Source organism: Sphingorhabdus sp. (genome assembly GCF_044239045.1).
Lineage (GTDB): Bacteria > Pseudomonadota > Alphaproteobacteria > Sphingomonadales > Sphingomonadaceae > Sphingorhabdus_B.
The window spans coordinates 1-26177 of sequence record NZ_JBIICD010000017.1 but is presented as its reverse complement, the minus strand read 5'-3'; the positions used below and the strand labels follow the sequence as shown (position 1 = coordinate 26177).

General features: G+C 55.3%; 16 protein-coding genes. 10 read left to right on the top strand and 6 right to left on the bottom strand.

What is annotated here, in order from left to right:
* Positions 1–42: 42 nt before the first annotated feature.
* Positions 43–333, top strand: coding sequence for a DUF3297 family protein (locus tag ACILP4_RS07925; RefSeq protein ID WP_125230518.1), 291 nt, complete (start codon positions 43–45; stop codon positions 331–333).
* A 12-nt stretch (positions 334–345) separates the two neighbouring features.
* On the opposite strand, the gene ACILP4_RS07920 is transcribed toward ACILP4_RS07925, so the two are convergent.
* Entirely contained in the window at positions 346–1485 is a 1140-nt protein-coding gene (locus ACILP4_RS07920) for a serine hydrolase domain-containing protein (RefSeq protein ID WP_395620194.1), read from the bottom strand.
* Between the two features lie 31 nt (positions 1486–1516).
* On the opposite strand from ACILP4_RS07920, the gene ACILP4_RS07915 reads away from it, so the two are divergent.
* Complete coding sequence (locus ACILP4_RS07915; RefSeq protein WP_395620193.1) at positions 1517–1891, top strand: hypothetical protein; 375 nt, start codon at positions 1517–1519, stop codon at positions 1889–1891.
* 26 nt (positions 1892–1917) lie between these two features.
* Here ACILP4_RS07915 and mnmA read toward each other — a convergent pair whose 3' ends face one another.
* Entirely contained in the window at positions 1918–3042 is a 1125-nt protein-coding gene (gene mnmA, locus ACILP4_RS07910; RefSeq protein WP_395620192.1) for a tRNA 2-thiouridine(34) synthase MnmA, read from the bottom strand.
* A gap of 286 nt (positions 3043–3328) precedes the next feature.
* Here mnmA and ACILP4_RS07905 point away from each other — a divergent pair, with 286 nt between their 5' ends.
* The 3 genes from ACILP4_RS07905 to ACILP4_RS07895 all read left to right on the top strand — a co-directional run bounded on the left by ACILP4_RS07905 (position 3329) and on the right by ACILP4_RS07895 (position 9050).
* On the top strand, positions 3329–4504 hold the full coding sequence (locus tag ACILP4_RS07905; protein ID WP_395620191.1) for an efflux RND transporter periplasmic adaptor subunit: 1176 nt from the start codon (positions 3329–3331) through the stop codon (positions 4502–4504).
* Between the two features lie 27 nt (positions 4505–4531).
* A complete protein-coding gene (locus ACILP4_RS07900) occupies positions 4532–7675 on the top strand; it encodes an efflux RND transporter permease subunit (protein ID WP_395620190.1) in 3144 nt (1047 codons plus the stop codon).
* A 166-nt stretch (positions 7676–7841) separates the two neighbouring features.
* Positions 7842–9050: a DUF445 domain-containing protein gene (locus ACILP4_RS07895; RefSeq protein WP_395620207.1), complete on the top strand. Its 1209-nt coding sequence runs from the start codon at positions 7842–7844 to the stop codon at positions 9048–9050.
* A 39-nt stretch (positions 9051–9089) separates the two neighbouring features.
* On the opposite strand, the gene ACILP4_RS07890 is transcribed toward ACILP4_RS07895, so the two are convergent.
* Together ACILP4_RS07890 and ACILP4_RS07885 are read right to left on the bottom strand one after the other, a co-directional pair.
* The gene (locus ACILP4_RS07890) at positions 9090–9923 is read right to left on the bottom strand and encodes an alpha/beta fold hydrolase (protein WP_395620189.1); all 834 of its coding nucleotides are present in this window, start codon (positions 9921–9923) and stop codon (positions 9090–9092) included.
* 93 nt (positions 9924–10016) lie between these two features.
* On the bottom strand, positions 10017–11774 hold the full coding sequence (locus tag ACILP4_RS07885; RefSeq protein WP_395620188.1) for an alpha/beta fold hydrolase: 1758 nt from the start codon (positions 11772–11774) through the stop codon (positions 10017–10019).
* A gap of 313 nt (positions 11775–12087) precedes the next feature.
* Between ACILP4_RS07885 and ACILP4_RS07880 the strand changes: the two genes are divergently transcribed.
* On the top strand, positions 12088–13263 hold the full coding sequence (locus tag ACILP4_RS07880; RefSeq protein WP_395620187.1) for a serine hydrolase: 1176 nt from the start codon (positions 12088–12090) through the stop codon (positions 13261–13263).
* 94 nt (positions 13264–13357) lie between these two features.
* Complete coding sequence (locus ACILP4_RS07875; protein WP_395620186.1) at positions 13358–14095, top strand: response regulator transcription factor; 738 nt, start codon at positions 13358–13360, stop codon at positions 14093–14095.
* Positions 14096–14146: 51 nt separating this feature from the next.
* On the opposite strand, the gene abc-f is transcribed toward ACILP4_RS07875, so the two are convergent.
* The gene (abc-f, locus tag ACILP4_RS07870) at positions 14147–16012 is read right to left on the bottom strand and encodes a ribosomal protection-like ABC-F family protein (RefSeq protein WP_395620185.1); all 1866 of its coding nucleotides are present in this window, start codon (positions 16010–16012) and stop codon (positions 14147–14149) included.
* Between the two features lie 196 nt (positions 16013–16208).
* A complete protein-coding gene (lepA, locus tag ACILP4_RS07865) occupies positions 16209–18026 on the bottom strand; it encodes a translation elongation factor 4 (protein ID WP_395620184.1) in 1818 nt (605 codons plus the stop codon).
* A 170-nt stretch (positions 18027–18196) separates the two neighbouring features.
* On the opposite strand from lepA, the gene ACILP4_RS07860 reads away from it, so the two are divergent.
* The 3 genes from ACILP4_RS07860 to rpoC all read left to right on the top strand — a co-directional run.
* On the top strand, positions 18197–18325 hold the full coding sequence (locus tag ACILP4_RS07860; protein WP_395620183.1) for a hypothetical protein: 129 nt from the start codon (positions 18197–18199) through the stop codon (positions 18323–18325).
* A gap of 141 nt (positions 18326–18466) precedes the next feature.
* Positions 18467–22624, top strand: a complete 4158-nt coding sequence (rpoB, locus tag ACILP4_RS07855; protein WP_395620182.1) for a DNA-directed RNA polymerase subunit beta — start codon at positions 18467–18469, stop codon at positions 22622–22624.
* Positions 22625–22705: 81 nt separating this feature from the next.
* On the top strand, positions 22706–26177 hold a 3472-nt coding region (gene rpoC / locus ACILP4_RS07850; RefSeq protein ID WP_395620181.1), incomplete at its 3' end, for a DNA-directed RNA polymerase subunit beta'.

Below are 26177 nucleotides of genomic sequence, written 5' to 3'. Positions count from 1 at the left end.
GCTATATTGCCAAGTGCTATGCTTTGCGGCAAAGCGCGCACCATGACTGAAGAAACGAAATCCGCGGGCCCCAACACCCCGCCCGATCACCTATCGATTAACCCGATGAGCCCGCATTTCGATAGCGACCTGCTGTCGCGTGGTATTGGTATTCGCTTCAAGGGCGAAGTCCGCACTACAGTTGAGGAATATTGCATTTCCGAAGGCTGGATCAAGGTGCAGGCTGGCAAAGCACGTGATCGCAAAGGCAATCCTCTGCTGATCAAGCTCAGCGGTCCGGTCGAAGCATGGTTTGAAGACCTAGGGGATGACGCGCCCGTGGCGAAGCTTTAACCGAGCTTCGTCTTACTGTTTCGGAAAGGCCGAGATCAGCTTCGCCAGTTCGTCATTGACGGGGCCAAGCTGATCATCTGGCGTATAACCGAGCCGGACAATCGTGAGCCGATGCTGCGGTGATACCACCACAAATTGTCCCAAATGTCCCAACGCGGCGAAGACGTCAGATGGTGCCTTGCCGGGAAACAGCACGGGAGCGCTTCCGTCCTTGCGCGTTCGGTTGAGCCACAAATGCCCGCCATAGGTTGCATCGGTTTGGCTGGGCGTCTTCATAAAGCGCATCCAGCTTGTTGGCATCATTTGCGCCGCGCTTACCGAACCATTATTTCTTAAAAACTCGCCAAATTTCGCCCAATCACGCGCGGTGGCATGGATAAAGCTTCCCCCCAACATGGTACCTTGGCGGTCAAATTCAGGCACGACGCTTGTCATTCCCAGCGGTTCAAACAAACGACCGCGTGCATATTCCAACATCGCATCACGGCGCACGGCGGGATCTTTGCTGTCGGTCAACGACCGCGTCATGATGTCGACTAATATGTGGCTGGTGGCCGTGCTATATTCGTTTTTCTTTCCTGGGATAGCCTCCAATGGGCGCGTTTCGGCATAGCGGGCCACATTTTCGCGACCGTCCAAAAACAGCATGCGCGGTGTGTCTGCATCAAAAATTTCGACACTGCCTTCTGCCATTTCGGTGTGGTCCAGTCCGGACGACATATGCAGTAAATGGCGCAATGTGATCGCGGCACGGCCATCGCGCGGCGCTTGCCATTCAGGTACGATTGCGGGTTCATCCAAGGCCAGCCGTCCGTCCGCGACCATCATGCCCACCAAAACCGCGGTAACGCTCTTCGCCATGGACCAGCTGATCAGCCTTGTATCCGGTCCATATCCTGGCGCGTAGCGTTCTGCGACAACACGCCCGCCATGCATGACGACCAAGGCGCGGGTTTCACCGACGGCTGGATCTTCAAAAAATGGGGCAATAGCGACGGCAAGCTTTTCTTCGCTGATCACCGCGTCATCAACAACCATGGTAAAGCCAGGGCTGGCAGGCTTTGTAGGTTGTTCCGCAGCACATCCAGATAGGCTGAGCGTAGCGATTGCACAAAAAGCGGTTGCGGCGAGATGAATTTTGTTTCTAGGCATATGATGCTTCGATGCACCAAATGGAGGGCTTATGGCAACCGCAACTTCGACCCCAAGACCAAAAGCTCTTGAACCTCGGTTCAAGAGATTGAAAATTGTCGTTGCAGTCATCGTCTTATTTGCGGCGCTGTGGCTGTTGTGGAACTGGAACAGCATCAAGGGGCAGGCGCGCGTGGGCGCAGCTTATGGTGCGCATGTCACTTGCTCGTGCCGCTATATTGAAGGTCGCGATATGGCGTCGTGCGAAACCGACAAGGAAAAAGGCATGGAGATGGTGCGCTTGAGCGACGATCCGGAAAATAAACGCGTTTACGCATCGGTACCGTTTCTGGCTGAAGCTGTGGCGGAGCGGCGCGGCGCTTTCGGCTGTATTCAACTCAACGCAGCGGAAATTGAGGCGCTTTGAACTCCCCCTTCAGTAAGCGCATGATTTTAGGCGGCTGAGGCCATCTCCACCGCCAGAGTTTCTTCGATCCAGCCGCCGCCAAGCACCCGGTCACCGTCATATAATACGGCCGCCTGCCCCGGCGCGACGCCATATTCGGGCGTATCAAAACGAAGCCATTCACCATCCAAACGCGCAGGCACAGGACGAGACATAGACCGCACCTTTGCCATTACCGACCGGTTGCCAATATCGGTTAGCCAGTTGGCATCGATGATCCGCGCAGCCGGGACGGCCAGCGCCGCGCGCGGCCCGACAATCACGCGCTGCGTCGCGGCATCCAAGCGGATGACATATAAAGGCACAGGCTGTCCGCCCACCTCAAGTCCTTTGCGCTGCCCGACGGTATAGTGGATGAGGCCCTTATGCTGGCCCAATATGCGGCCATCCAGATGGACAATGTCCCCACCGATTTCTGCATCAGGGCGAATTTTTCGGACAACGCTGGCATAATCACCATCGGGTACAAAGCAGATGTCCTGGCTATCGGGCTTCATCGCCACGATTAACCCCATTTCCTGCGCAATGGCCCGGACATGCGGTTTGGGCATGCCGCCTAAGGGAAAGCGGAGATAATCCAATTGGTCTTGTGTGGTCGCAAATAGAAAATAGCTTTGATCGCGCGCTGGATCAGCCGCACGGTGCAGTTCAGCGCCAGCCGGCCCTTCGACACGGCGGACATAATGGCCGGTTGCAAGGCAATCCGCCCCTAGTTCCCGCGCGAGGCGGAACAGATCAGTGAATTTCACTCCCATATTGCAGCGCACGCACGGAATGGGTGTCCGGCCCGCCATGTATTCATCGGCGAAATGGTCGATTACCGATTCGCGAAAGCGACTTTCATGGTCGAAAACATAATGCGCAATGCCAAGCTTATCGGCGACTGCGCGGGCGTCGCGTATATCTTGCCCCGCGCAGCATGCACCTGCCCGTTTTACGGCACTCCCATGATCATAAAGTTGTAAGGTAACGCCAATGGTTTCCGCGCCCGTGCGCGCCGCGAGCGCCGCGACAACGGAGGAATCAACGCCGCCCGACATCGCAACGACAATCCGTTTGCCCTTCAGATCAGGGCCAAGTTGGAAATCAGAATGATATATATCGTCGGTCATGCGATTGCTTCCCTAGAAGCTTCGCGCATGAAATGCCAGTTTTTGGATAAACCCAGATTATTGGAATAACCGTTGCCAACGCGATCATACGTTGTTCGTCGAAACATATAAGGCATCAGTCTGTATTGTTGCGCACCGGCATTTGCGATATTCTATATGGCAATAAAGCGTTTAACCCTTTCAGGTTCTGCGGGTTGCGGATAGTGACTTATTAGGGTAATACAGCCATAATTTGAACAACATAAGGGAGTATACGCTCCCTGAAGTTTTTATTTGGAATTCCGGTATGAATTACGAGACGACGATGAGCGCCACGCAAGATGGCGAATTCCTGCAGGATAACCACGATCGGAACCAGCGTCGGATCCGCATTGCGGCCATCATCGTTGCGATTTTGATTATTGCGGGGGCCGCCTATTATTTCTTCGGTAGTAGCAATAATGCGCCCACCGATGCGGATAAAGCTGGGCAGGCCCAGACGGTAACCGTCGTCGCACCGGGCCGTGATAGCGTTGTGCGCGCGATTAACGCAACAGGCACCTTGGCCGCGCGTCGCGAAATTCCCGTTGGCGTTGTTGGCGAAGGCGGGCGCGTGCTGCAAGTTTATGTCGATGCAGGCGATTGGGTAACCCAAGGCCAGGTTTTGGTGAGCGTTGACCGGTCGGTACAAACACAGCAAGCCGCCGCATTGGAGGCACAGACCAATGTCGCCCGTGCTGACCTGCAACTAGCCCAAAACGAACTCGACCGCGCCATGCAGTTGGTTGAGCGAGGTTTTGTTTCCAAGGCAGATGTTGAACGCAAGACCGCCAACCGCGACGCAGCCCGCGCGCGGGTGAATGTCGCCAACGCGCAACTTGCCGAAACCCGTGCGCGTAATGCGCGCCTGGACGTCCGTGCGCCTGTGTCTGGCTATGTGTTGGAACGCAATGTGGAGACTGGACAAACGGTTTCCGCAGGCAGTGGCATATTGTTCCGCATCGCCAAGGACGGACAATTGGAGCTGCAGGCCAGACTGAGCGAAGATGATCTTGCGCAGATTACCGTCGGAATTCCTGCATCTGTCACCCCTGTGGGTGTTGATCGGGTGTTTGAAGGCAATATCTGGCAGATTTCTCCGATGATTGACGCGCAGAGCCGTCAGGGCATGGCCCGCATTGCCTTGCCATTTGACAAGGCATTGCGCCCCGGTGGATTTGCTTCTGTTGAAATTAAATCGGGCGAAATGAAAGCCCCTGTCTTGCCTGAATCGGCGGTTCAAACCGGCCGCAATGGCAGCTTTGTGTACATCGTTGGCAAGAATAACAAGGTGCAGCAACGTCCCGTCAAGGTCGGGTCTGTCACCGCCAATGGCCTGATCATTGAAGAAGGCTTGGACGGCAGCGAACGCATCGTTCTTTATGCTGGCGGATTCCTCAACCCGGACGAGTTAATCAATCCCAAACTGTTGAAAAAACAGTAAGTCGTTGGGCCATTCGGGATAGATATCATGAATTTTAATAACATTTCTGCATGGTCCATTCGCAATCCGGTGGTGCCGATCGTCTTGTTCGTCGCACTCACCATTGCCGGAATCATGTCATTCATGAACATGGATGTGCAGAATGATCCTGATATTGAATTTCCGGTTGTTGTTGTCTCGATTTCACAACCCGGCGCTGCGCCGAGTGAAATCACTACCCAGATAACGCAAAAGGTCGAATCTGCGATCCGCAGCGTCCAAGGCGTGCGCAACATCGATGCCAGCTCGAGTGAAGGCAACACAACGGTTAGCGCCGAATTCGAAATTGGCGATGACATCAATGCCGCGGTCAGCGAAGTGAAAAACGCCGTCGACCAGATCCGCAGCGACCTGCCCGACGGCATATTAGAACCGCAGATTTTCAAAGTTGCGACATCCAGCGATCCCATCGCCTATTTCGCGGTTGAAGCCAGCGATATGACGCTGGAACAACTCAGCTGGTTCGTCGACGACAGCGTTGCCCGCCGCTTACTGTCGGTCGAAGGCATGGCGTCGGTCAGCCGCAATGGCGGCGTAAACCGCGAAATCCGCGTGGTTCTTGACCCTGCAAAGATGCAGTCATTGGGCGTAAGCGCGAGCCAGATTAACTCTGTGCTTCGTCAACAAAATATCAACGCATCCGGCGGCCAGTCGCAAATTGCCGGATCACGCCAGTCGGTTCGCGTTTTGGGTAATGCCACCGACGCGTTCGCATTGAGTCAGACGCAGATCAGCCTGGGCGGTGGACGCTCTATCAAATTAGCTGATGTCGCCGAAGTCACCGATGGTTTTAGCGAACAACGCGCCATGGCCTTTGCGGGCGGCAAACAAGTCGTCACCTTCGGCATGTCGCGTGCCAAGGGCGCGTCCGATGTGACTGTCTTCGACGACGCGATGGTCAAAATCGCCGAAATCGAAAAAGAAAATCCCGGCGTAAAGTTCATCACCTTGTTCAACAGTGTCGATTACACCAAGGGTCAGTATAAAAGCTCCATGGCCGCGATGATCGAAGGCGCGTTGCTTGCCATTGTCGTCGTGTTCCTGTTCCTACGTGATTGGCGCGCCACGATTATCTCTGCGATTGCCATTCCCTTGTCCGCCATTCCAACCTTCTGGTTCCTCGACCTTTTGGGCTTCACACTCAACACCATGTCGCTTTTGGCGCTCGGTCTTGTGGCCGGTGTGCTGGTCGATGACGCCATTGTGGAAATTGAAAACATCGTCCGACATATGCGGATGGGCAAATCAGCTTATCAGGCATCGATTGACGCTGCCGATGAAATCGGCTTGGCCGTGGTTGCCACCACATTCTCGATCGTCGCGGTGTTCTTACCCGTTGGCCTGATGCCGGGCGTTGCAGGACAGTTTTTCAAGAATTTCGGTCTGACCGTTGTCGCTTCAGTTCTCATGAGTCTTGCGGTAGCGCGTATGATTACGCCCATGATCGCGGCCTATTTCCTGAAAGCCGACGGCATGGCAGAACATGGCGAGGCCGGCTGGATCGAACGTTATATGAAAATCCTGCGTTGGTCGCTTAGCCACCGCCGTTGGATGATGGGCATTGGTGCACTGTCGCTCGTGCTGACGGTTGCATTGCTTGTCATCCTGCCGAAACAATTCTTCCCCGATGGCGATACCGATTTTAGCCGTATTCGGATCGAAATGGTTCCCGGAACCACCTTAGAACGCACGCGTGAAATTAGCAGCGAGGCCGCGGCCATTATCGAAAAGCAGCCTGAAGTTAAAACGGCGTTGCAAAGCGTGCGCGAAGGCGGCGCCAGCATTTTCATCACCTTTAACAAAGACCGCGAACGGACCAGTCAGGAATTCGAGGAGGACCTCACGCCTTTTCTGACTAAGATCGCGGACGCGCGCGTTACGTTTCAGGCTAACGGCCCGGGCGGTGGTGGTGGTGGTTCTGGGCGTGACGTTTCGGTCATGTTGTCAGGATCAGACCCCAAAATGCTTGACCGAACAGCGGCAACGCTTGTCGAGCAGATGAAGACGCTGCCTGAACTGCGCGCGCCGCGTATCTCGGCCGATTTGCAGCGTCCTGAATTGATCATAACGCCGCGCAATGACCTTGCATCGCAACTTGGCGTATCGACCGTGGCGCTCAGCCAGACAATCCGCGTGGCAACGTTGGGCGACATTGACCAAAATAGCGCCAAATTCTCGTTGTCGGATCGTCAAATCCCGATCCGCGTGATGCTCGCCAAGGAATCGCGTCAGGACTTGGATGTTATCCGTAACCTGCCCGTGCCATTGGCAAGTGGCGGGTCTGTTCCCTTATCCCGCGTGGCGGACATAAGCTTTGGCGCTGGTCCAACTTCGGTTCAGCGCCGTAACCAGAATTTCCGTATCTTCATCGGCGCGGATTTTGCGCCCGGTATCGTTTCGTCTGAGGCGGACAAGAAAATCAACGACCTGCCCATAATGAAAAATCTGCCGACCGGCGTGTCCCGCGCTCCGTTTGGTAGCCAGGAATGGGAGCAGGAAATGCAGCGCGACTTCCTCGTTGCTTTGGTTTCCGGAACCTTGCTGGTGTTTGCGGTACTGGTGCTTTTGTACCACCGCTTCATGTCGCCTTTGGTCAACATGGGTTCATTGCTGCTTGCGCCCTTGGGCGGCTTGCTGGCGCTTGCACTAGTTGGTCAGCCGATATCGATGCCCGTCTTCATCGGTATATTGATGCTCTTTGGCATCGTCGCGAAAAACTCGATTTTGTTGATCGACTTCGCGATTGAAGAAATGGCCCGCGGCGTGCCGAAGTTTCAAGCGATTATGGAGGCCGGGCACAAGCGGGCACAGCCAATTGTTATGACCACGGTTGCCATGACCGCCGGCATGGTCCCCACCGCGCTTTCCTTGGGTGGTGATGGCCAATGGCGTTCGCCCATGGGCACAGTTGTGATCGGTGGACTTATCGTCTCGACCTTGCTGACCTTGCTCATCGTCCCTGCTGGTTTCAGCCTGGCCGATGGTTTTGAAAAGCGTGTTGGACCTTGGCTGCGCACGCGATTGCTGACCTATGACCCCGATAAGCATAAAGAGAATGTCACAGAAGCCACCAAGCCGACGGACAAGGCCCCCGGCAAAGGCGACTTGGGCGGATTACAACCGGCAGAGTGATTATTTATAGGCTCCAGCTAGATATCGTCATCCCGCATAGCTCTCGGGATGACGATGGGTGGCGTTTTTTGCACACTGCGTTAAGGTCAGCCGCGTGAAAGCTAGCAACCAACTCGGCCTGTCGGAAAAAGCACGCTATGCGGAGCGTGATGCCGAACTGCGGCACATGCGGATCATCGCAACGGGGTTGTTGTTGTGCATGGCCGCCTTGTTCGTTTTCGGCAAATATATGGAAACCCGCTATGACGGCTATTGGGGCTTTTTAAGGGCCTTTGCCGAAGCGGGGATGATTGGTGGCCTCGCCGACTGGTTTGCCGTCACAGCGCTCTTCAGGCACCCTCTGGGCATACCCATTCCGCACACCGCGATCATTCCGAATAACAAGGAACGTCTTGGCCGCACTTTGGCCAGTTTTCTGCGCACCAACTTTCTGACAACCAACGTTGTCGCCCGCCGTGTGCAGCGCATGGATGTCGCTGGCGCCATGGGCAAGTTCCTGAGCGCGCCATCGGGCGGCGAAGGCCGGATGCGCATGGGTGCATCGCGTTTGATGGGGGATATCATTGCCGCGCTTGACGATGAACGATTGGGCGGCATCGCCAAAGGCGCCATCCGCAAACAACTCGACAAGCTCGACATCGCGCCTTTGCTGGGCCAGCTGCTGACGGCAATGATCCGCGAAAGGCGGCACATCCCTGTGCTCGACAGCATCATCAAATGGGCGTCAGCCACATTGGAAGCCAACGAACATCTCATCCGCGAAATGGTGGAAGAACGCGCCAACACTATCATGCGCTGGACCGGTTTGGACGACAAATTGGCCAATGCCATCGTCAACGGCCTGAATAAGCTGCTTCATGAAATGGCGGAAGACCCGGACCATCCCTTGCGTGAAAAAGGCGAAGAGGGGCTGGCGAAGCTCGCCCATGACCTGCGCTATGACAAGGAATTGCAAGCCAAGGTCGCGCATTGGAAGGGGCAGTTGTTGGAAAATCCAGCCATGGGCAAATGGATCAACAGTCTATGGGACCAAGGCCGTAGCGGCCTGTTAAAAGCAGCACGTAACCCCGACGCCGCATTGGCGGGCAGCTTTGGCGATGCACTCATTAAGCTTGGCAGCAATTTGCAAGCCGACACAGGGCTGAAACACCAAATCAACCGCTTTGCTCGCCGCGCTATTGTTGGCACGACAGAGAATTATGGCGACAACATCGTCCGATTGGTGTCCGACACCGTGGCGCGCTGGGACGCATCAACCATCACCGACCGCGTCGAAAACGCCGTGGGCAGCGACCTTCAGTTTATCCGCATCAACGGTACCTTAGTCGGCGGTCTGGCGGGGATCATCATCCACGCCATCGGCTTGTTGATTTAACAGCGCGATAATTCCGAAGTCATCCGCGCTGCCGCCGGATTAAGCCGCTTTCCGTGCCGCATCCGCATTGCGATCCAGAAACGTGCGGATCGCCGATATGCTTTGTTCGACATGGCTTAACAGGAACAAATGCCCCCCATTGGCCACCACAAACAATTCGCTATTCGGGATAAGGAAGTTCAAAAATTTGCCATTCGCCAGCGGGACAATCTGGTCATCATCGCCCATCATGATAAGCGTTTCGGTTTTCATGAACGGCAGAAAAGGCGCGCTGGTCCAGCCCATCATGGCCATCAATTGATAGAAATATCCGGTCTTCGACGGCGGTGTGATGCGGCCAATATGCTCGGCCTTGTTGCCCGCCATACCGCCGTACAGCGTCTTGAAATGCTTCGCCATGAAATCAGGGTCGATATAGCGGCGTGGGTCCGCCATTTTGACGAGCGCAGCCGGATTTCCGGGCACCATCAACATGCCCGCACTGGTCGCAACCAAGATAAGCTTGTTGGTGCGCGTACCGTTCTGCAGCGCAAATTGCTGCGCCATCGCTCCGCCCCAGCTGACGCCCATGACGTCGACAATGGGCATTTCAAAACGGTCGAGCAACAATGCTGCAATCCGGGCCATCATCAGGGCATTATAAGGCACGACTGGGTCGGGCGATCCGCCAATGCCGGGCATGTCGAAAGTGATAAAGTCGCGGTCATCGAGCAATTCCGCCATCGGCGCCATGGCCTCAATATTTGCCCCAATGCCGTTGAAGAACAATATCGGAAGCTTCGTCGTCGCCTTCGACGCCCGCCAAATCGCCACCCGCAATGTCCGCCCGTCAACGGTCTCCATGCTAAATTTGGGCGCGCGAGATTTGGTCATATGCGTTCCTTTGGCCCTGATTTTTGGGCGTGGTGTAAGGTTTAACCGAACGGTGAAGGCGTGCAAGCCAATTCCTATCCGGTAGTTTTACCCTCACTCCAAAACATACAGGCCGGGCGCGGCTTCCATTGCGGGATGGGCCTTGCTGCCCAACACCTTCGGCGCGGCAACCTCGGCACCTGACCGCGCGTGGAGCCATTGCATCCAGTGCGGCCACCAGCTGCCGGCGACTTCTTCGCTGCCCTTCATCCATTCGGTGACATCGGCGGGCGTCTTGCCCTCGCTATGTTTCCAATATTTCGCCTTAGGGTTGCCCGGCGGGTTCAGGATCGCTTGCATATGCCCAGCTTGGCTGAGGATGAATTCGACATTTTTGCTGCCGAACAATTGTGTCGAGCGATAGCAAGCCCGCCATGGAGTGATATGGTCGGTGGTTCCACCCAGAACGAACAGGTCGCCCGTAACCTTAGTCAGGTCAAGCGTGTGTCCCGCAATGTCAAACGTGCCCGGCGCGGCATAGGCATTGGCTTCAAACAGCTCCAAGAAATCACCCATCAATGCCGACGACAGGTTGGTCGCATCGGCATTCCAGAACAATATATCAAAGGCGGGCGGATCATCACCAAGCAGATAATTGTTGATGACATAGTTCCAAATCAGGTCGTTGGGCCGCAACCATGCAAAGCCGCGGGCAAGGCTGCTGCCCTCAATCACGCCCTTCTTCGCCGCGCGTTGCCGTGCCAGCGCAATGCCATTATGCGACACAAGGCTCGACGCCTCGGTATCACCAGGCTTGGGTTCCAACACGCACACCATCATGGTGACCGCATTGGCGCGGGTGTCGCCCATCGCCGCCAGTTTTGATAGCAGCACCGACATTGTCTGCCCGCCGGAACAACCGCCCGAAATATTGACCTTGTCGCTGCCGGTAATCGCACACACTACATCCAACGCCTTAATGCAGCTTTCGATATATTCGGTCATGCCCCACACGCCCATGTCATCCGTGGGGTTGCGCCAAGAAATCATGAATGGCTGAATCCCGTGGTCCGTCTGCCATTTGATAATCGATTTTTCAGGGGACAGATCATTGATATACATTTTGTTGATCTGCGGCGGGATGGTCAGCTGCGGCGTTGCGAACACCTTGTCGGTCGTGGGCGCATATTGGACCAGCTCAAAGCGTTCATCGCGATACACCACCGCGCCCTTTGCCGTTGCGATATTCTCGCCAAGCTTGAACGGCTTTTTGTTTACCTGGCTCACCATCATATCGTTGTGAACCATGTCATTATAAGCGTTTTTCAGGCCTTTCACGAGGCTAAGCCCGCCCGAATCCACCAGCCGCTTTTGCGCGGTCGGGTTGCCGATCAGGGTGTTGGTCGGTGACATCGCATCAATGATGATTTGCGAGATGAAATTCGCGCGGTCGCGTTCGAGCGCGTCGAGCTCCAAATCCTCAATATAGCTTTTAACGCCCTTTTGCACCGCGAGATAATATTGCGCACCTGCCTTAAAAAACGGGTTGAACGTCCATGCCGGGTCCATGAAACGCTTATCCTTGGGATCCGGGGCAAGGTCCGATTTTCCGGTCATAATCTTGACCACATCTTCGGAAAAGCTGGTCGTTGCCTTCCATGCTTTGTCCGGATTGGCGGCCGTCTGGCGCAGCATCAGGCCAATCGCGCCAATAAAATCTTCCCGCGCCAATCCGGCCAGCGGACCAAGCGCCATGGTGGCATCATTGGCGGCGTCAAAAGCCCCTGCTACTCCCGAAAAAGGTGCGCCTTTCTTTTGCGATTTCTTTTTCCCAGTCTTCGCGCTGCCGCCAGTCTCCGCCTTGCTCGCCATTGTCGCCTCCTCTTTGCCCATCCGAAAGATTGCACGACATGCGACCTGCGTCAAACACTCCGCGCAATGTTAACAATTGCAAATAAACATATCAAAACTGGAGGCAAGCCACTGCGACGCTTAACACGCGCATGACGGAGCAATGTTGAGCCAGGCTTATAAGGGTAAAACAGCGCTGCGGCATTTCAAATCGGATGAAGGATGTCCGCAAATGGCATCCTCCTGCCGGATTTGGGTACTGCACCTACGGCGTCTAAATGTCTGTTGGGGCACGCGCAAAGTCGGCAGTCCCTGCACACACAAAAGTCGGATCATGCGCAACTTATTCAACATATTCGCCTCTACCCTCACATACGCTGCGGCGCTTGGTATCACCGCATATGCGGCCACGGCGCCGGCGCATGCCAACGAAGCGAAAAATAAGGCGGACATGATTGCGGCTGCCGATGAAAAGCTAAAAACGGACATTGATGGGTATTGGAAGAAATTCCCCGGTCGTGCAGGCATCGCGATCTACACACCCTTTTCCGAGGAAATCATCGGTAAGCGCCAGACCGAGCGCTTTCCGCAACAAAGCGTCTCCAAAATGTGGGTCGCGTTGACAATCTTAGAACAAGAAGCAGCGGGCAAATTTTCGTTGGATAAACGCATTCGCGTCAGCCGCGATGACATTGTTGTCTTCAGCCAGCCGCTAAAAAATTATCTCGACGGGCGGGACTCCTTCGATATGTCGTTACGTGAACTGCTCGCGCATTCTATCAATGCCAGCGACAATCTCGCCAATAATGTCCTTTTGCGCGTTGCGGGCGGCCCGCAAGCGATCAACCAAATGCTTGAGCGCCGCAAAGTGCAATCCATTCGTTTTGGACCCGGCGAGGTCCTTCTGCAAAGCGCCATTGCAGGTCTGGAATGGCAAGCGGAATACCGCAAAGGCAACGCATTCAAGGCGCAGCGTTCAAGGATCCCAATGTCGAAAAGGAAGTCCGCACTGGACGCCTATATCGAAACGCCGCTCGATGGCGCGGCACCGGGTACAATCGCTTTGGTACTGAAACGTTTTAGCGAACGTGATGCCAATGATCCGGGCGCCAAATTGCTGAAGTTGATGGCTGGGACCTATACAGGGCGCTCCCGTTTGCGGTCTGGTCTCGCCCCAGGGTGGCGCCTCGCGCATAAAACAGGAACTGGGCAGGTGCTGGAATCAATATCGACGGCCATCAACGATGTTGGCGTCATGAGAGCGCCAGACGGATGCGTATATCCTGTGGCAGTGATGATTGCAGAAACGCGTGCTGGTAGAGAAGTAACAAACGGTTTGATGCAAAATGTCGCTCGCGCCATCACGCGCCACCACGAGCACATTCACCCAAAGGCGAAAGCATTAGAGGCAAAGCCTAAACCAAAACAGCCCGCCAAACCGCCGAAAACTGACGATAGCGACAATAAAAAAACGACAATGCCAAAAGTGTCTAAATTGTTTCAACCGTGAAAATTCATTTACATTTGTTCACATAAAAATTGTTACAAATGTAAATGAATCACATAAACCCGTTGCGTGGGTCCGGTCCAGCAAAGGTCAAATTGTGAACAGCTATGATATCGCCGTCGTCGAGGACGACACTTTATTTGCAACAGAGCTCGAAGAGTTTTTGGTCAGCTTGGGTTACACCGTGAAAAGCTATAGCTCAGCGCAAAAATTCCTGACTGACGTGCGCCAAAAAGAATGCGATCTCTTGATCGTCGACTGGTCCATTCCGGATCTAACCGGCATTGAAGTGCTCGAATATGTCCGGAAATTCCACCCTGATATGCCATCGATCATGCTCACCGCGCGCAACGATCGCCGCGACATCATTCGCGGACTAGAGGCAGGTGCTGACGATTTTGTGTCAAAGCCCGTTGACCCAGAAATACTATCCCTGCGTATCAAGTCAGTTTTGCGCCGTTATAATGGCGATGTGCGCACCAGGCCGGAATCGGTGGTGTTAGGTCCATATCTGTTGCGTCCATCGACATCGACGGTGTGTTTCAACGACGAAGTCATCATCTTGCCGAAGCGGGAATTTGATATGGCGATGTTGTTTTTCACCAACCCGAACCGATTATTGTCGCGCCAATATCTCGCGGCCACATTGTGGGGCAAGGTCGTCTACTATCAATCGCGGACCATTGATACGCACGTCGCAAGGCTGCGCAAGAACCTGAAACTGGCCCCAGCATCAGGCATCAGCTTGAATGCTTTATACGGCTTTGGCTATACTTTGCAGGCCGATGCGCATGCGATGAACGCCGCGAAAGAGCCGCTTGCGATGTCCGCTTAATTCCGCCTTACCCATCCCGATTAAGGCGATGGGGTCACGGAAAGGGCAATCTCAGCCCTTTTCTAGCGCCTCGCTTGCCGCAACCCATTTCGCTTCTGCCGCCTCTTGCGCCGCCACAATCTTGCCGCGGCATTGCGACAGTTCGCCCATCGTCAGGTTCTTATATTCATTCGCCGCCGACGCCGGGTCAAACATCGCGCGGTCGATCGCGCTTAACACGACCTCAAGCTTGGCAAGGTCCGCCTCGGCATCGCTCACATCGCGCTTGAGCTTCGCCAGCGCCTCACGCGATGCTGCGGCTGCTTTCTTATCTTCCTTGCGGTCGGCCTTGGACAGTTTCTCCTTCGCTGGCCCCTTGCCCAGGATGAAATCGGTATAGTCCTCAATCGTGCCCGAAAACTCGGTCGCCGTCCCATTATCGACAAGCACCAGCCGGTCCGCCGTCAGCTCCAGCATATGGCGGTCATGGCTGACCAGAACGACAGTGCCGTCATATTCATTCAACGCCTGCACCAGCGCCTCACGCGCATCGACGTCCAAATGGTTCGTCGGTTCGTCGAGGATGAGCATATGCGGCGCATCACGGGTAATCAGCGCCAGCGCCAGCCGCGCGCGTTCACCGCCCGAAAGCTTACCGACCTTAGTCGTCGCCTTTGCGCCGGAAAAGCCGAACCGCCCCAATTGCGCCCGCACCGCGCCGGGGCTCGCGCCCTTCATCTGCTGCGTCATATGCTCCAGCGGAGTATCGTCGCCGTCCAATTCTTCGACCTGATATTGCGTGAAGTAACCGACGCGCATCTTGCCCGAGGAACTCATCTGCCCATCCATCGGCGTCAATTGCGCCGCGAGCAAACGCGCCAAAGTCGTCTTGCCATTGCCATTCCGGCCCAGCAAAGCGATCCGGTCATCAGGGTCAATCCGCAGGTTCAACCGCTGCAATATCGGGTTGCCTTCGGTATAGCCGACACTCGCCAGATCGAGTGTCACCAAGGGCGGTTTCAATTCATCTGGGCTTGGAAAGTCAAAGCTTAATGTCGGATCTTCGGCCATTGCCGCAATCGGCTGCATCCGCGCCAGCGCCTTAGCTCTGGACTGCGCCTGTTTCGCGGTCGACGCACGCGCCGAGTTGCGCGCGACATAATCCTGCAGCTTGGCGCGTTGCGCGTCTTGGCTTGCCTTGGCCGCCGCCAATTGCGCGGCGCGCTCGGCACGTTGGCGCTCAAACGAGTCATAACCGCCGGAATAGAGCGTCACCTGACCATTATCGAGATGCAGGATATGGTCGACAACATTGTTCAGCAAATCGCGTTCATGGCTGATCACCACCATCATCGCAGGGTAACCCTTGAGGAAATTTTCCAGCCACAAGGTCGCTTCCAAATCCAAATGGTTCGACGGCTCATCGAGCAACAGCAAATCCGGCTGCGAAAATAATAAGGACGCCAGCGCCACGCGCATTTTCCAACCACCGGAGAAGCTATCAAGCGGCCGCCCCTGCATATCTTCGTCAAAGCCAAGGCCGACCAAAATCCGCGAAGCCCGCGCAGGCGCAGTATAGGCATCAATCGCGATCAGCCGTTCATGCACTTCGGCCATGCGGTCGGGGTCCAGCCCCTCTTGCTCGCTTTCAATCATCAACGCCGCGCGCTCGGTATCCGCCGCCAACACTGTGTCAAACGGCGTGGAATCCCCCGCAGGTGCCTCTTGCGCGATATAGCCGATGCGCGTGCCCTTGGGCATTTCCAGCGCGCCATCATCGGCCTCCAGCGAGCCAATCATCACCTTCATCAATGTCGATTTACCCGCGCCATTCCGCCCGATCAGGCCAATGCGGCTATAAGAGGGCAAGGCCGCCGTGGCGCGGTCAAGGATAGTGCGTCCGCCAAGGCGCACGGTGATACCGTTCAGATTAAGCATGGAGCGGCGCGTAGCAGACCAAGCGCGCGCTGTCAGTCAGAGAATTGGGGTTTATGCGTGGCCGCGGTGATGGAGGCGGGAAAGCTTACTCCTCCCCCATCCGCAACGCTGCAATAAACGCTTCCTGCGGAATGCTCACATTGCCATATTGACCGCTGGTCGCCTAACGGCCCCCCGCATCCGCATGAGAGAATATCTATTCCTCGCCCATGCGTAGAGCTGCGATGAAAGCTTCTTGAGGAATAGACACATTCCCATATTCTCTCATTCTAGCCTTGCCCTTTTTCTGCTTTTCCAGCAGCTTTTTCTTGCGGCTGATGTCGCCGCCATAGCATTTCGCGGTCACGTCCTTGCGCATCGCGGCGATGGTTTCGCGGGCGATGACTTTGCCGCCGATGGCCGCTTGCACGGGGATTTTGAACAAATGGCGCGGGATCAGGTCTTTTAGCCGTTCGCACATGCCGCGGCCGCGCGATTCTGCGGTGCCGCGGTGGACAATCATGCTCAACGCATCGACCGGGTCGCCATTGACCATGATGCTCATCTTCACAAGGTCGCCTTCGCGGTGGCCGATTTGGTGATAATCGAACGAGGCATAGCCACGGCTGATGCTCTTCAGCCGATCGTAAAAGTCGAACACCACCTCGTTCAGCGGCAATTCGTAGACGATCTGCGCGCGGCCACCGACATAGGTCAGCTGCTTTTGCACGCCGCGCCGGTCTTGGCAGAGTTTCAGGATGGAACCGAGATATTCATCGGGGCAGTAAATCGTCGCTTGGATCCATGGTTCCTGAATTTCGTCAATGCGGTTGACGTCGGGCATGTCGGCGGGGTTGTGCAGCTCCATCTCCCGCGCATCCTCGGTCTTGCTGCGGCTGAGCTTCAATTTATAGACCACCGACGGCGCGGTGGTGATAAGGTCTAGGTCAAATTCGCGAGTCAGGCGCTCCTGTATGATCTCCAAATGGAGCAGCCCAAGGAAACCACAACGGAAGCCAAAGCCCAAGGCGGCGCTGCTTTCGGTTTCGAAGCTGAACGATGCGTCGTTGAGGCGCAGCTTGCTGATGCTTTCGCGCAATTTTTCAAAGTCCGCGGCGTCGGTCGGGAACAGGCCGCAGAACACGACGGGCTGAACTTCCTTAAAGCCGGGGAGCGGTTCAGCGGCGGGGCGCTTCGCATCGGTAATGGTGTCGCCGACGCGGGTTTGCGCAACTTCCTTAATCTGCGCGGTGATGATGCCAACTTCGCCCGCGGCGATTTCGGGCAATATCTCCAGCTTGGGCCGCATACAGCCGACGCGGTCGACCAAATGCTTTGTGCCCGCGGCCATGAACTGAATTTCTTGGCCCTTTTTGATCACGCCATCAATGACGCGGATCAGGATGACCACGCCCAAATACGGGTCATACCAGCTATCGACCAACATGGCCTTCAACGGGGCGTTGCGGTCACCCTTTGGCGGCGGGATGCGGGTGACGACGGCCTCGAGCACCTCGCCAATGCCGATGCCCGATTTGGCGCTGGTCAAAACGGCGTCGTCGGCGGGTAGGCCGATAATGTCCTCAATCTCGGCCTTGACCTTGTCGACTTCGGCGGCGGGCAGATCGATCTTGTTGATGACAGGCACGATTTCATGGTCATGCTCAATCGATTGATAGACGTTGGCGAGCGTTTGCGCCTCCACCCCTTGCGCCGCGTCCACAACCAGAAGCGCGCCTTCGCAGGCGGCGAGGCTGCGGCTGACTTCATAAGCGAAGTCGACATGGCCGGGAGTGTCCATCAGGTTGAGCTGATATGTAACACCGTCGTTCGCGGTGTAATCTAGGCGGACGGTCTGCGCCTTGATCGTGATGCCGCGCTCTTTCTCAATGTCCATATTATCAAGGACTTGGCTCGTCATTTCACGCGCAGTTAGCCCGCCCGTCTGCTGAATAAGCCGGTCCGCCAGGGTGGATTTCCCATGGTCGATGTGGGCTATTATGCTGAAGTTGCGAATAAGCGAGAGTTCGGTCATGCAGCAGCCCCTAGCAGGGCCGCCCCGCGCCATCAAGCATGGCGGAAAGGCGGTAGGGGGTTATGTGCAATGAGGGTGGTTTGTGGGGAAGTGACCATTATGGATGATCGGCACATCCAGGACAGCCGCCTGCACATGCATCGGCACAGCGATTTAGGTAAAATCTGGGTGTGACTTTTCGCGTGTTGGTCACCGCGTTACGGGCGCAGGTCAGGCTTGACCCTTGGGAAAGCGCGGCCTATACGGCCCTCAACATCCAGCCCATCGGGAATGGCCTCGTCGTCGCGCAACTTGGCTAACGCATTGATGGATATGGATTTTCACATACGCGAAACGGCTGCACGGCAGGACCCGATTCTTCGGGCCATTGCTATGCGGCCTTTTCTTGTCTGTGGAATGGCACGTCGCGACTGACATTTCTAACTGAGGCAAAGCACCTTATGGCATCCCGTCCCGCTCCTGCGACCCTGTCGCGTCAAAAGCGTATCCGCAAAATCTTCGGTAACATCCATGAAGTTATCGACATGCCCAACCTCATTGAGGTTCAGCGCGAGAGCTATGAACAGTTCCTGCGTTCTGACCCTTCGATTGGCTATGTATCCGGCCTTGAAAAGACGCTGCGCAGCGTCTTTCCGGTTAAGGATTTTGCCGGCACCTCGGAACTCGACTTCGTGCATTACGAACTCGAAGATCCGAAATTTGACGTAGAAGAATGCCGTCAGCGCGGAATCACCTATGCAGCACAGATGAAGGTGACATTGCGCCTCATCGTGTTTGAGGTTGACCCTGACACCGAAGCGCGTTCGGTCCTCGATATTAAGGAGCAGGACGTGTATATGGGCGACATGCCGCTCATGACGCATAACGGCACTTTCTTCATCAACGGTACAGAGCGCGTTATCGTATCGCAGATGCACCGTTCGCCGGGCGTCTTGTTCGACCATGACCGCGGCAAAACGCACAGCAGCGGCAAATATCTGTTTGCAGCGCGCGTCATTCCATACCGTGGTTCGTGGCTCGATTTTGAATTTGATGCGAAAGACATCGTCAACGTTCGTATCGACCGTAAGCGCAAATTGCCGGTCACGACTCTGCTCTATGCGCTGGGCCTAAATGACGAAGAAATTTTGGGCCATTTCTATGACCGCGTGACATTTGAACGTGGCAAGGGTGGATGGAAAATCCCGTTCAACGCGGAACAATGGCGCGCATCAAAACCGATGTTTGACATTGTCGATGCCAAGACCGGCGAAGTTGTATTCCCAGCAGGTACAAAGATCACTCCTCGCGCGGCCAATAAGGCTGTAAAGGATGGCTTGACCAACCTGCTGATCCCCACGGAAGAAATCTTTGGCCGTTATTCCGCGTATGATTTGATCGACGAGAAAACGGGCCGCATCTATGTCGAGGCTGGTGATGAAATCACCGCCGAAAACCTCGAAGCTTTGGACAAGGCAGGCATCGACAGCCTTGAGCTGCTCGACATTGACCATGTCATCACTGGCGCCTGGATGCGCAACACGCTGAAGGCAGATAAGGCCGAAAACCGCGACATGGCGCTCGACGCCATTTACCGCGTCATGCGTCCTGGCGAGCCACCAACGCGCGAAACAGCAGAAGCCTTGTTCGCTGGCCTGTTCTTTGACGCCGACCGCTATGACCTCAGCGCGGTTGGCCGCGTGAAGCTGAACATGCGTTTGAACCTGGACGCCGAAGATACGCTCACCACCTTGCGGACGGAAGATATCCTTGCTGTGGTCAAGGAATTGGTGAACCTGAAGGACGGTAAGGGCGAAATCGACGATATCGATAACCTCGGCAACCGCCGTGTCCGTTCGGTCGGCGAATTGCTGGAAAACCAGTATCGCGTCGGTCTGCTCCGTATGGAGCGCGCCGTGAAAGAACGTATGAGCTCGGTTGATGTATCAACTGTGATGCCAAACGACCTGATCAACGCAAAGCCAGCGGTAGCTGCGGTGCGTGAATTTTTTGGTTCGTCGCAATTGTCGCAGTTTATGGATCAGACCAACCCGCTTTCGGAAGTCACCCACAAGCGCCGTGTTTCGGCACTTGGACCAGGTGGCTTGACCCGCGAGCGTGCTGGCTTTGAAGTCCGCGACGTTCACCCAACACATTATGGCCGTATCTGCCCGATTGAAACGCCGGAAGGCCCGAACATCGGTCTGATCAACTCGCTCGCCAGCTTTAGCCGCGTGAACAAATATGGCTTTATCGAAACGCCTTATCGCAAGGTTGTGGACAATAAGGTCACCGACGACGTGGTGTATCTCTCCGCTATGGAAGAGCAAAAGAACACCATCGCGCAGGCGAACGCCGAATTGAATGCCGATGGCAGCTTTGCCGAAGACCTGATTTCGTCGCGTGAAGCCGGCGAATTCCTAATGGCACCGCGTGATCAGATCACCTTGATGGACGTTTCGCCAAAGCAGCTGGTTTCAGTTGCAGCATCGCTCATTCCTTTCTTGGAAAACGATGACGCGAACCGCGCCTTGATGGGATCGAACATGCAACGTCAGGCTGTGCCTCTGCTGCGTGCAGAAGCACCGTTTGTCGGCACCGGCATGGAAGAGACCGTTGCACGTGACTCCGGCGCTGCTATCGCGGCCCGCCGCACAGGTATTGTCGACCAAGTCGATGCGACCCGTATCGTTGTCCGAGTGACTGGCGACGTTGAACCCGGTAAGTCGGGCGTTGACATCTACACGCTGCAAAAGTTCCAGCGTTCGAACCAGAACACCTGCATCAACCAAAAGCCATTGGTGAAGGTTGGTGACGTGATCGAAGCTGGCGACATCATCGCCGACGGCCCTTCGACCGAACTGGGCGAACTCGCATTGGGCAAGAATAGCCTCGTCGCGTTTATGCCTTGGAACGGGTATAACTACGAAGATTCGATCCTGATCTCCGAACGTATCGTCAAGGACGATGTGTTTACATCGGTCCATATCGAAGAATTCGAAGTGATGGCCCGCGATACCAAGCTTGGACCAGAAGACATCACCCGTGATATTCCAAACGTAGGTGAAGAAGCGCTTCGCAGCCTCGATGAAGCTGGCATTGTTTACATCGGCGCGGAAGTTCACCCTGGTGACATTCTCGTCGGTAAAATCACGCCAAAGGGCGAAAGCCCGATGACGCCAGAAGAAAAGCTGCTGCGCGCCATCTTCGGTGAAAAGGCGAGCGACGTGCGCGACACCTCGCTGCGCCTCTCGCCAGGTGTTGCAGGTACCGTCGTTGAAGTCCGCGTCTTTAACCGTCACGGTATCGACAAAGACGAACGTGCCATGGCGATTGAACGTGAAGAAATCGAACGTCTTGCAAAGGACCGTGAGGACGAACGTTCGATTTTGAACCGCGCGACCTACAACCGCCTGAAAGACATGCTTATTGGCCAGACTGCAGCAGCAGCACCAAAGGGCATCAAGAAGGGCGACAAGATCACTGAGGAAAATCTCAGCGAAGTCGAGCGTCATGAATGGTGGAAAATCGCCGTTGCCGACGACAAGGTCCAAGGTGACCTTGAAGCGGTCAAGGTGCAGTATGACGACGCCGTCAAGTTGATCGTCGAGAAGTTCGAAGATCGTCGTGAGAAGCTAGAGCGTGGCGATGAGCTGGCGCCTGGCGTACTCAAGATGGTTAAGGTCTTCGTCGCCGTGAAGCGTAAGCTGCAACCGGGCGACAAGATGGCCGGACGCCACGGGAACAAGGGTGTTATCTCGCGGATCCTTCCGCAAGAAGACATGCCGTTCCTTGCCGACGGTACGCCCGTTGACATCGTGCTTAACCCATTGGGTGTGCCATCACGTATGAACGTGGGTCAGATTTTCGAAACCCATCTTGGCTGGGCCGCGCGTGGTCTAGGGATGCAAATTGGTGAGGCTCTTGAAGAGTGGCGCCACGCAAACCCGAACCCCGAAGCAGCAGCACCGCCAGCGGTAGTGCGTGAACGTCTCGCGAAAGCTTATGGCGAAGAATATGCGGACGAAATTAAAAACCGCAGCGACGCCGACATTATTGAGCTTGCTGGCAATGTCATCACCGGTGTCCCAATGGGTACGCCAGTGTTCGACGGCGCACGTGAAGCCGACGTCACCAATATGCTTCAGCTTGCTGGGCTTGATGGCTCGGGTCAGTCCGACCTGTTCGACGGCCGCACGGGCGACAAGTTCGACCGTAAGGTTACTGTCGGCATCATCTATATGTTGAAACTGCATCACCTTGTTGATGACAAGATCCACGCCCGTTCTATCGGACCTTACAGCCTTGTTACGCAGCAGCCTTTGGGTGGTAAGGCGCAGTTCGGTGGTCAGCGTTTCGGAGAAATGGAATGCTGGGCGCTGCAAGCTTATGGCGCCGCTTACACCTTGCAGGAAATGCTCACGGTCAAATCCGATGACGTGATCGGTCGTACCAAGGTTTACGAAGCGATCGTCAAGGGTGACGACAGCTTTGAAGCCGGTATCCCCGAAAGCTTCAACGTTCTGGTTAAGGAAATGCGGTCATTGGGTCTGAATGTTGACCTGAAAGCGCATGACTTGATCGAAGGTGACGAGGGCTTTGCCGAGGCAGCGGAATAAAGCAGAGCTGGGCGGACTTAGGTCCGCCCCCTGCCCCTGCCCTTAGGTTTTCATGGGCAAAAGCCCAATGAGGAAAAGATTATGAACGAACTGAGCAAATTCAACAATCCCATCGCCAAGGTCGAAACATTTGACCAGATCCAGATCGGGATCGCATCGCCGGAAAAAATCCGCAGCTGGTCTTTTGGTGAAATCAAAAAGCCGGAAACCATCAACTATCGTACGTTCAAGCCAGAGCGTGACGGTCTTTTCTGCGCGCGTATCTTCGGACCCGTGAAGGACTATGAGTGCCTTTGCGGTAAATATAAGCGCATGAAGTATAAGGGCGTCGTCTGCGAAAAGTGCGGCGTTGAAGTCACCGTTACCAAGGTACGCCGCGAGCGTATGGGCCATATCGAGCTCGCTGCCCCTGTTGCGCATATCTGGTTCCTGAAGTCACTGCCATCGCGCATTGGCTTGTTGCTCGACATGCAGTTGAAGCAGCTTGAGCGCGTACTGTATTTCGAAAACTACATCGTGACTGAGCCTGGCTTGACCGCGTTGGAGAAGTTCCAGTTGCTGAGTGAAGACGAATTGCTCGACGCGCAGGACGAATATGGCGAAGACGCTTTCACTGCCAGCATTGGTGCAGAAGCCGTCAAGACCATGTTGATGGACCTCGACCTTGAGCAAGAGCGTACTGACTTGCTCGACGAGCTTGCTGTTACCAAGTCCGAACTCAAGCCGAAGAAGATCATCAAGCGTTTGAAGGTCGTCGAAAGCTTCATCGATTCCGGTAACAAGCCAGAGTGGATGATCTTGGATGTGATTCCGGTCATTCCACCAGAATTGCGCCCATTGGTGCCGCTGGATGGTGGTCGTTTTGCAACATCCGATCTGAACGATCTCTATCGCCGCGTGATCAACCGTAACAACCGTTTGAAGCGCCTGATCGAACTGCGGGCGCCAGACATCATCGTCCGCAACGAAAAGCGCATGCTGCAGGAAGCTGTCGACGCGTTGTTCGACAATGGCCGTCGCGGTCGTACGATTACTGGCGCCAACAAGCGTCCGCTGAAGTCGCTGTCCGACATGCTCAAGGGCAAGCAAGGCCGCTTCCGCCAGAACCTTTTGGGTAAGCGCGTCGATTATTCGGGTCGTTCGGTTATTGTGACCGGTCCTGAATTGAAACTGCATCAATGCGGCCTGCCCAAGAAGATGGCGCTCGAACTGTTCAAGCCATTCATCTACTCGCGTCTGGATGCGAAGGGTCTTTCGATGACCCTGAAACAAGCCAAGAAGTGGGTCGAAAAGGAACGTAAGGAAGTTTGGGACATCCTCGATGAGGTTATCCGCGAGCACCCTGTGTTGCTGAACCGTGCGCCAACGCTTCACCGTTTGGGCATTCAGGCGTTCGAGCCTGTCCTGATTGAAGGCAAGGCTATCCAGCTTCACCCATTGGTCTGCTCGGCATTTAACGCTGACTTTGATGGTGACCAGATGGCTGTCCACGTTCCATTGAGCCTTGAGGCGCAATTGGAAGCACGCGTTTTGATGATGTCGACAAACAACATCCTGTCGCCTGCAAATGGTAAGCCAATCATCGTTCCTTCGCAGGACATGGTCTTGGGTCTATATTATCTCTCTATGGATCGTCGCGGCGAGCCAGGCGAAGGCATGATGCTGTCCGACATGGCCGAAGTGCATCAGGCGCTTGAAGTTGGTGCGGTCACGCTCCACTCCAAGATCATCGCCCGCGTGCCACAGACTGGCGAAGATGGTGTTGAGCGTATGGTTCGCTTTGACACCACACCTGGCCGTATGTTGCTCGCAGAAACGCTGCCAAAGAGCCACCGCGTGCCATTCGAAACCGTCAACCGCCTTCTCACCAAGAAGGAAATCGGCGACGTTATCGATCAGGTTTATCGTCACACGGGTCAGAAAGACACGGTATTGTTCGCCGACGCCATCATGTCGCTTGGCTTCAAATATGCGTTCAAGGCCGGTATTTCGTTCGGTAAGGACGACATGATCATTCCGGAAGAAAAAACCGAAATGGTTGCTGAAACCAAGGCAATTGTAGCCGATTTCGAGCAGCAATATCAGGATGGTCTGATCACGCAGCAGGAAAAGTACAACAAGGTGATCGACGCCTGGTCCACATGCGGTGACAAGGTCGCCAACGCCATGATGGACAAGCTGAAGGCATCGCCAACCGACGAGCATGGCCGCGAATTGCCAGTCAACTCTGTGTACATGATGAGCCACTCCGGTGCGCGTGGTTCGCCAGCGCAGATGAAGCAGCTTGCTGGTATGCGCGGTCTGATGGCCAAGCCTTCGGGCGAGATCATTGAAACGCCGATCATCTCGAACTTTAAGGAAGGTCTGACCGTTCTCGAGTATTTCAACTCGACCCACGGTGCCCGTAAGGGTCTGGCCGATACGGCATTGAAGACGGCTAACTCAGGATATCTGACACGCCGTCTGGTAGACGTATCGCAAGATTGCACCATCGTTGAAGTCGATTGTGGTACACAGCGTGCTCTGGAAATGCGTTCGATCGTTCAGGGTGGTTCGACCATCGCTTCGCTGGGTGAACGTGTTCTTGGCCGCACCACGGCAGAAGACATTATCGGCCTTGATGGCAAGGTGTTGATCCCATCCGGAACCTTGCTTGATGAGCCAATGGTTGTCGCGATGGAGGAAACCGGCATTCAAGGGCTGAAGATCCGTTCACCACTGGTTTGCGAATCCAAGGTCGGCGTATGCGGTACATGCTATGGCCGTGACCTTGCACGCGGCACGCCCGTCAACATCGGTGAAGCTGTCGGCGTTATCGCTGCACAGTCAATCGGTGAGCCTGGTACACAGTTGACCATGCGTACGTTCCACATTGGTGGTGCAGCGCAGTTGAACGAGCAGTCCAACCTTGATGCCACAGCATCAGGTAAGGTGATGTATCGCGACCTGCCAAGCATTATCGATAAGCGTAAGAAGCGTCTGGCAATGGCCCGTAACGGTGAACTGATCATCGTCGACAAGGACGGCCGCGAGATGGAAATTCACCGTCTGCCTTATGGTGCGACGTTGGCATTCGCGGATGGTGCGGACGTCAATGTCGGTGACCGTCTGGCTGAATGGGATCCATTCACCATGCCGATCATCACCGAAAAATCGGGTATTATAAAATATCAGGATCTGATCGACGGCAAGACGCTGACCGAGCAAACCGACGAAGCAACGGGTATCGCCCAGCGCGTCGTTATTGAAGATCGTGCCGGTAGCCGTACTAAGAAGGAAGACCTTCGCCCACGCATTACCTTGCTGGATGACGATAGCGGTGAAGCTGCGCGTTACCTGCTCGGCGTTGGTACGATGCTTTCGGTTGAAGACGGTGCCATGGTTCAGGCAGGTGATGTTATCGCCCGTGTGACCCGTGAATCTGCAAAGACCCGCGACATCACCGGTGGTCTGCCACGCGTTGCCGAATTGTTCGAAGCACGTATTCCGAAGGACAACGCAATCATTGCGAAGATTTCGGGCCGCGTTGAATTCGTCCGTGACTATAAGGCGA

Coding starts and splice junctions, on each gene's coding strand:
- ACILP4_RS07925 (WP_125230518.1), top strand. CDS start 43: ATGACTGAAGAAACGAAATCCGCGGGCCCCAACACCCCGCCCGATCAC.
- rpoB (WP_395620182.1), top strand. CDS start 18,467: ATGGCATCCCGTCCCGCTCCTGCGACCCTGTCGCGTCAAAAGCGTATC.
- mnmA (WP_395620192.1), bottom strand. CDS start 3,042: ATGACCGACGATATATATCATTCTGATTTCCAACTTGGCCCTGATCTG.
- ACILP4_RS07900 (WP_395620190.1), top strand. CDS start 4,532: ATGAATTTTAATAACATTTCTGCATGGTCCATTCGCAATCCGGTGGTG.
- lepA (WP_395620184.1), bottom strand. CDS start 18,026: ATGACCGAACTCTCGCTTATTCGCAACTTCAGCATAATAGCCCACATC.
- abc-f (WP_395620185.1), bottom strand. CDS start 16,012: ATGCTTAATCTGAACGGTATCACCGTGCGCCTTGGCGGACGCACTATC.
- ACILP4_RS07895 (WP_395620207.1), top strand. CDS start 7,842: ATGCGGATCATCGCAACGGGGTTGTTGTTGTGCATGGCCGCCTTGTTC.
- ACILP4_RS07885 (WP_395620188.1), bottom strand. CDS start 11,774: ATGGCGAGCAAGGCGGAGACTGGCGGCAGCGCGAAGACTGGGAAAAAG.
- ACILP4_RS07920 (WP_395620194.1), bottom strand. CDS start 1,485: ATGCCTAGAAACAAAATTCATCTCGCCGCAACCGCTTTTTGTGCAATC.
- ACILP4_RS07905 (WP_395620191.1), top strand. CDS start 3,329: ATGAATTACGAGACGACGATGAGCGCCACGCAAGATGGCGAATTCCTG.
- ACILP4_RS07915 (WP_395620193.1), top strand. CDS start 1,517: ATGGCAACCGCAACTTCGACCCCAAGACCAAAAGCTCTTGAACCTCGG.
- ACILP4_RS07880 (WP_395620187.1), top strand. CDS start 12,088: ATGCGCAACTTATTCAACATATTCGCCTCTACCCTCACATACGCTGCG.
- ACILP4_RS07890 (WP_395620189.1), bottom strand. CDS start 9,923: ATGACCAAATCTCGCGCGCCCAAATTTAGCATGGAGACCGTTGACGGG.